We start from the raw sequence: 6824 nt of genomic DNA on the forward strand, positions 1-6824 counted from the left end.
CTGGATAATCAACTTTGAGAATGGGGCGAGCAGCGGCGCAGACCGAGGATCCTGCGCGCCTTAATGCACGCGCTGGTTGCTCAGTTTCGGTGGCAGGGCGACAGGCGTCAGCACCGGTTGCCCGGAGAAAAACGCCATCAGGTTTTTGCCGACCAGTTCGACAGTGCCTTGCGTGGCTTCAGGGGAAAGCCCGGCGACGTGTGGGGTCAGCACAACGTTGCTGAGGTGTTTCAGGGCATCAGGCACTTCCGGTTCGTGATCGAACACGTCCAGCGCTGCGCCGGCGATACGACGTTGTTCGAGTGCAGTGATCAGGTCTGCCGTTGCGATAACGCTGGCGCGGGCGATGTTGACGATAAATCCCTTGGGGCCGAGGGCATCGAGCACGGCTCGCGTCACCAGATGTTGAGTAGCAATGCCACCAGGCGTGGCAACGACCAGAAAGTCCGAAGCTCGCGCCAGATCGGTCGGTGTCGAGCAGAACGCATAAGCGACGTCGCTGCGCACCTGGCGGTTGTGGTAGCTGATCTGCATGTCGAAACCCAGCTCCGCACGCTTGGCAATCGCCATGCCCACGGCGCCCAGCCCGAGGATGCCCAGACGCTTGCCGGCCAGCGACGGGCGCATGATTTTCGGCCATTCACCGCGGCGCACGGCGGCATCGCAGCGCGGGATGTCGCGGACCAATGCCAGCAGCAATGCCATCGCATGATCGGCCACTGACGAGGCGTTGACACCGGCGCCATTGGTGACGGTGATCCCGCGGTCGCTGGCCGCTTGCAGGTCGACCTGTTCATAACCGGCGCCGATCACCGTGATGATTTTCAGGGCGGGCAGGGCGCTGATCTCTTGCGCAGTCAGGCCCAGCGGGCCACGAGTCAGCACGGCGTCGACGCGACTGCCATGGGTGGCGATGGCTTGCGCGCGTTCGGCTGGCGTTGGTGCAAGGATCAGGTGGAATCCCTGATGCTCAAGAATCGGCAGATAGTCATTGATCGTTTCAACCAGTACCAGAACGGTTGCGGGCATTGCGCGGCTCCTGTGATTGGCGGCGGGTGGGTCGCGAAAGTCGACTCAGAGTGCTGAATCCGCAGCGGCTTGGCAATCGTTGCATTCAAGCAGTGGTGCTTTGATTCTGGACGGGTTCGTGGAACAAGCAAGTACGCAGGCATGGCGCACGCCCCATCAGCTGACGTATTGCGCAACACCATTACCGAACGACCAGTTCTCTTTCTTTACCTCCAGCAGATTGATGAACACATCCTCCAGACGAATACCCAGTTGCGCATGCAGGCTCTCGGCAATGGTTTTGAACAGCAATTGTTTCTTTTCCACGCTGCGCCCTTCGCTGATGGTGATCTGGATGAACACCACGCCGTCGCTGCGCTGGATGCCGAGGTATTGCGGGTCATAAACGAAATGCTGGGCGTCATGCTCGTTGAGAATCTGGAAGTTGTCGTGCTCGGGCACATCGATACAGCTGCGCAGGGCGGCGTAGATCTGTTCGCCGATGCGCCTGGCAAAAGTGGGGTCGGGGTTTTGCTGGATGTCGACGCGGACCAGTGGCATGGGAGGCTCCTTGGGTTATGGCTTCTCACACGCTAGATCAAGGGCAGGGTTCTGGCAGGTAATTGGTCTGGAATATTGCAAATACCGTGTATGAGGAGGCTTACGTGACTCGCGGATTTTGCCTACGGGAATGGCAGATGCGTCTGCTGGTCAACACCCGTATGGATGCGAAATCATCACGCCTCAGAGCAGCTTGCGCGATAGCTGCCACCAGCCAGGGAAGGCGAATGCTTCAAAACGATCGGGAAAACCTCGAACTGGACAAGCTGATCAATGAAATACGCAAGCTTGTGGCCGAGAGGAAAAAACTTGTGGCGGAAGAAAAAAAGATGAAATGGGAAACCTATTTCTACCCGGTTGCGGTAGTGGCCGGAATGTTGACCGCGACAGCGGCCTTCATCGGCCTTTCGCTCAAGTTATGAATGTGCGCGTTTCGCTCTATCCAACCCGTTACCCGCGAAAAAGGAAATCACCATGAGTACGTTCGACCGCCAAGCCATGATTGACCGTTCCGATCGAGAGCACGACGAGTACGTAGAAAGGTTACGCCTCAAGCAGCGAGGCGACATCGTTCCGATCCTCGCATTGCTGAGTCTTGCCTTGCTTTGCATGTCGTTTGGCTTTCTGGTCGCTCGATTGATCTGATCGTTCCGGCTGCGCACGGTGCCGGAAAAACTGCCAGAAAACGACATGCAGCGTAGCTGGAAACGGCAAAAAGCATTCCGAAAACGACTCCCCATCGGTCTGCTCCGCACAACCATTCCTCAGCTAAGTCTTTGCTTGCATTGATTTATCACGGAGAATCGCGCCCCTGTTTCGGCCGGAGCATGTCTGTCGGTTTTTTCCGACGCGTCCTGACCGAGTGGCAAGTGACCGGAATGCGGAGATCCGACCGGATGAATGATCAGGCCAATAGCCTCGAAAAGCGCTTCGACGCAGCAGCACCCGCTGAACTTTCGAGCTGGAATCGCCAGGACACCACCTGGATGCTGGGACTGTTTGGGACGGCCATTGGCGCCGGCACCCTGTTTTTGCCGATCAACGCAGGGCTGGGGGGCTTTTGGCCGCTGGTGATCCTCGCGCTGCTGGCCTTCCCGATGACGTTTTACGCGCACCGTGGCCTGACCCGTTTTGTGCTGTCCGGTCGCGAAGGTGCCGATATTACCGAAGTGGTCGAGCAGCATTTCGGTATCAAGGCCGGTGCCTTGATCACGCTGCTGTACTTCTTTGCCATCTTCCCGATCCTGTTGATCTACAGTGTCGGCCTGACCAACACGGTCGCCAGTTTCCTCGAACACCAACTGCACATCACGCCGCCGCCGCGCGCGTTGCTGTCGTTCGTGCTGATTCTCGGGCTGCTGGCCGTGGTACGTTGCGGTGAGCAGGCGATCGTCAAAGCCATGAGCCTGATGGTCTATCCGTTCATCGTTGCGCTGCTGTTCCTTGCCGTGTACCTGATTCCGCACTGGAATGGCGGCATCCTCGCCACCGCGTCGCAAGTGCCGGCGCCGTCAGCGCTGCTGCACACGCTGTGGCTGGCGATTACGGTGATGGTGTTCTCGTTCAACCATTCGCCGATCATCTCGGCGTTCGCGATGGACCAGAAGCGTCGTTACGGTGTGCACGCCGACGAGCGCAGCTCACAGATCCTCGCGCGCGCTCATGCATTGATGGTCATTTTGGTGCTGTTCTTCGTATTCAGTTGCGTGCTGACCCTGTCGCCGGAGCAACTGGCTGAGGCGAAAGAGCAGAATCTTTCGATCCTGTCGTACCTGGCCAACCACTTCAGCAACCCGACCATCGAGTTTGCGGCGCCGTTGATTGCGTTTGTGGCGATCTCCAAGTCGTTCCTCGGTCATTACATCGGGGCCAGCGAAGGCCTCAAGGGCCTGATCGTCAAGAGCGGCAGACGTCCGGGCGCCAAGGCGCTGGATCGCATCGTGGCGGCGTTCATGCTGGTGATCTGCTGGATCGTCGCAACGCTTGATCCGAGCATCCTGGGCATGATCGAAACCGTCGGTGGGCCGGTGATTGCGGCAATCCTGTTCCTGATGCCCATGTACGCGATTCGCAAGGTGCCAGCGATGGCGCGCTATCGCGGTCAGGCGTCGAACGTGTTTGTTACCGCGGTGGGACTGGTGGCGATTTCGGCGCTGGTTTACAAGTTGGCTGTCTGACCTGTCACTGATGACTGATCGTTCCCACGCTCTGCGTGGGAATGCCTCTTGTGACGCTCTGCGTCACGCTTGGGGACGCAGAGCGTCCGGGGCTGCATTCCCACGCGGAGCGTGGGAACGATCAGAACGATCAGCATAAAAAAACGCCGCTCATCTCACGATGGGCGGCGTTTTTTATTGCCTTGCAGCGTTAGGCTTGAACGACCGGTATCTTGGCGTTCGCAGCAGCTTCACGGAACTCGGCGATCTGGTCGAAGGACAGGTAGCGGTAGACATCGGCCGCCATGCTGTCGATCTTGCCAGCGTATTCCATGTACTCCTCGACGGTCGGCAGGCGACCCAGGATCGAAGCAACGGACGCCAGCTCGGCCGAGGCCAGGTAGACGTTCGCGCCGTCGCCCAGACGGTTCGGGAAGTTACGGGTCGACGTGGAGACCACGGTGCTGTTCGGCTCAACGCGAGCCTGGTTACCCATGCACAGCGAGCAGCCTGGCATTTCCATGCGTGCGCCAGCCTTGCCGTAGATGCCGTAGTAGCCTTCTTCGGTCAGTTGGTGAGCGTCCATCTTGGTCGGCGGCGACAGCCACAGACGGGTTGGCAGCTGACCCTTGACCTGATCCAGCAGTTTACCGGCAGCGCGGAAGTGACCAATGTTGGTCATGCACGAACCGATGAACACTTCGTCGATCTTCTCGCCAGCAACGCTGGACAGCAGACGGGCGTCGTCCGGATCGTTCGGCGCGCAGAGCACAGGCTCGTTGATCTCGGCCAGATCGATTTCGATGACTTCGGCGTATTCGGCGTCGGCATCGGCTTCCATCAGCTCAGGATTGGCGATCCAGGCTTCCATCGCTTGAGCACGACGTTCCAGGGTACGCGCATCGCCGTAGCCTTCGCCGATCATCCAGCGCAGCAGGGTGATGTTGGACTGCAGGTACTCGGTGATCGACTCTTTCGACAGCTTGATGGTGCAACCGGCAGCCGAACGTTCGGCCGAGGCGTCGGACAGTTCGAACGCCTGCTCCAGGGTCAGACCTTCCAGGCCTTCGATTTCCAGGATGCGGCCGGAGAAGGCGTTTTTCTTGCCTTTCTTCTCGACGGTCAGCAGACCGTTCTGGATAGCGAAGTACGGAATGGCATGAACCAGGTCACGCAGGGTGATGCCAGGTTTCATCTTGCCCTTGAAGCGCACCAGGATCGATTCCGGCATGTCCAGTGGCATTACACCAGTGGCTGCAGCGAACGCGACCAGACCGGAACCGGCCGGGAACGAGATGCCCATCGGGAAACGGGTGTGCGAGTCACCACCGGTACCGACGGTGTCCGGCAGCAGCATGCGGTTCAGCCACGAGTGGATGATGCCGTCACCCGGACGCAGGGAAACGCCGCCGCGGGTCATGATGAAGTCAGGCAGGGTGTGGTGGGTGGTCACGTCGATCGGCTTTGGATAGGCCGCGGTGTGGCAGAACGACTGCATCACCAGATCAGCGGAGAAGCCCAGGCACGCCAGGTCTTTCAGTTCGTCACGGGTCATGGGACCTGTGGTGTCCTGAGAACCCACGGTGGTCATCTTCGGTTCGCAGTAGGTGCCAGGACGCACGCCCTGGCCTTCTGCCAGACCGCAGGCCTTGCCGACCATTTTCTGCGCCAGGGTGAAACCCTTGGTGCTTTCAGCTGGAGCTTCAGGCTTTTTGAACAGATCGAACGCTGGCAGACCCAGTTCGGCGCGAGCCTTCTCGGTCAGGCCACGGCCGATGATCAGCGGGATACGACCGCCGGCACGGACTTCGTCCAGCAGCACCGGGGTTTTCATTTCGAAAGTGGTGATGACTTCGTCGGTACCGTGCTTGCAGACTTTGCCAGCGTGCGGGTACAGGTCGATCACGTCGCCCATGTTCATGTTCGACACGTCGAACTCGATCGGCAGGGCGCCGGCATCTTCCATGGTGTTGTAGAAGATCGGAGCGATCTTGCTGCCGAAGCAGAAACCGCCAGCGCGCTTGTTCGGCACGTACGGGATGTCGTCGCCGAAGAACCACAGCACCGAGTTGGTGGCCGATTTACGCGAGGAACCGGTACCGACCACGTCACCGACGTAGGCGATCGGGAAGCCCTGGCCGCGCATTTCTTCGATCTGCTTCATCGGGCCGGTCTTGCCTTGCTCGTCCGGAACGATGCCGTCACGGGCCATTTTCAGCATGGCCAAGGCGTGCAGCGGAATGTCAGGACGCGACCAGGCGTCTGGCGCAGGGGAGAGGTCGTCGGTGTTGGTTTCGCCGGTGACCTTGAATACGCGCAGGCTGATCTTGTCGGCCAGGACCGGGCGCTTCTTGAACCACTCGCCGTCAGCCCAGGATTGCAGCACGGCCTTGGCGTGAACGTTGCCGTTCTTGGCTTTTTCAGCGACGTCGTGGAAGGCATCGAACATCAGCAGGGTGTGCTTGAGTTCTTCGGCGGCGACTGGCGCCAGCTCGGCGTCGTCCAGCAGTTCAACGAGGGTGACGATGTTGTAGCCGCCCTGCATGGTGCCGAGCAGTTCTACAGCGCGTTTCTTGTCCAGCAGAGGGGAGGTGGCTTCGCCCTTGGCCAGGGCAGACAGGAAACCGGCCTTGACGTAGGCGGCTTCGTCCACTCCAGGTGGTACGCGATTGGTGATCAGGTCAACGAGGAAAGCTTCTTCGCCAGCCGGAGGGTTCTTCAGCAGCTCGATCAGGCCTGCTGTTTGTTCGGCGTTAAGCGGCTGGGGAACGATACCCAGGGCTGCACGCTCTTCGATATGTTTGCGGTAGGCTTCAAGCACAGTTATTACCCTCATCAGTGGTCCCAAATGGGTGTCCGGGACGCTCATCCCGAAATTGCCGTACTCATGCGCCTCACGACGTTGTGGGTCGTTCGGCCAGAATTACCGGCAATTCCTTACAGAAGCTGCTTTCAAAGTTTTACGCCTGCAGAACGGGGAGCTGATGAGGGTTGGCGTTGGGCTTTTCCCCGCTGGAAAAACCCTTCGCCAACACCGCTCTGAAGGAACGACTGTGCTCGTGACGCTTTGAAAACAGCTTCTAACGGACATTGGCGCCT

General features: G+C 59.3%; 6 protein-coding genes. 3 read left to right on the forward strand and 3 right to left on the reverse strand.

Features of this window, described 5'->3' with window-relative positions:
- Positions 1 to 60: 60 nt before the first annotated feature.
- Both D8U71_RS13830 and D8U71_RS13835 read right to left on the reverse strand, forming a co-directional pair.
- Positions 61 to 1029, reverse strand: a complete 969-nt coding sequence (locus tag D8U71_RS13830) for a 2-hydroxyacid dehydrogenase (protein WP_125926941.1) — start codon at positions 1027 to 1029, stop codon at positions 61 to 63.
- A gap of 156 nt (positions 1030 to 1185) precedes the next feature.
- Positions 1186 to 1569 (reverse strand): tautomerase family protein, encoded by a 384-nt coding sequence (locus D8U71_RS13835; RefSeq protein ID WP_123442224.1) that lies wholly within the window; start codon positions 1567 to 1569, stop codon positions 1186 to 1188.
- A 227-nt stretch (positions 1570 to 1796) separates the two neighbouring features.
- Here D8U71_RS13835 and D8U71_RS13840 point away from each other — a divergent pair, with 227 nt between their 5' ends.
- The 3 genes from D8U71_RS13840 (at position 1797) to D8U71_RS13845 (ending at position 3746) form a co-directional block, all read left to right on the forward strand.
- Positions 1797 to 1991, forward strand: coding sequence for a hypothetical protein (locus tag D8U71_RS13840; RefSeq protein WP_130887971.1), 195 nt, complete (start codon positions 1797 to 1799; stop codon positions 1989 to 1991).
- 52 nt (positions 1992 to 2043) lie between these two features.
- Positions 2044 to 2214, forward strand: coding sequence for a hypothetical protein (locus D8U71_RS28380; RefSeq protein ID WP_016775119.1), 171 nt, complete (start codon positions 2044 to 2046; stop codon positions 2212 to 2214).
- Positions 2215 to 2465: 251 nt separating this feature from the next.
- Positions 2466 to 3746: an HAAAP family serine/threonine permease gene (locus tag D8U71_RS13845; RefSeq protein ID WP_024013278.1), complete on the forward strand. Its 1281-nt coding sequence runs from the start codon at positions 2466 to 2468 to the stop codon at positions 3744 to 3746.
- A 190-nt stretch (positions 3747 to 3936) separates the two neighbouring features.
- Here D8U71_RS13845 and acnB read toward each other — a convergent pair whose 3' ends face one another.
- Positions 3937 to 6546, reverse strand: coding sequence for a bifunctional aconitate hydratase 2/2-methylisocitrate dehydratase (gene acnB / locus D8U71_RS13850; protein ID WP_024013276.1), 2610 nt, complete (start codon positions 6544 to 6546; stop codon positions 3937 to 3939).
- Positions 6547 to 6824: the final 278 nt, after the last annotated feature.

Origin of the sequence: Pseudomonas sp. Sample_21 (assembly GCF_004307525.1) — a bacterium.
In the GTDB taxonomy this organism is placed as follows: Bacteria; Pseudomonadota; Gammaproteobacteria; order Pseudomonadales; family Pseudomonadaceae; genus Aquipseudomonas; species Aquipseudomonas atacamensis.

Bases quoted from the DNA above. Each gene is read 5' to 3' on its own strand.
- D8U71_RS13835 (WP_123442224.1), bottom strand. From the start codon at position 1,569: ATGCCACTGGTCCGCGTCGACATCCAGCAAAACCCCGACCCCACTTTT.
- D8U71_RS13840 (WP_130887971.1), top strand. From the start codon at position 1,797: ATGCTTCAAAACGATCGGGAAAACCTCGAACTGGACAAGCTGATCAAT.
- D8U71_RS28380 (WP_016775119.1), top strand. From the start codon at position 2,044: ATGAGTACGTTCGACCGCCAAGCCATGATTGACCGTTCCGATCGAGAG.
- D8U71_RS13845 (WP_024013278.1), top strand. From the start codon at position 2,466: ATGAATGATCAGGCCAATAGCCTCGAAAAGCGCTTCGACGCAGCAGCA.
- D8U71_RS13830 (WP_125926941.1), bottom strand. From the start codon at position 1,029: ATGCCCGCAACCGTTCTGGTACTGGTTGAAACGATCAATGACTATCTG.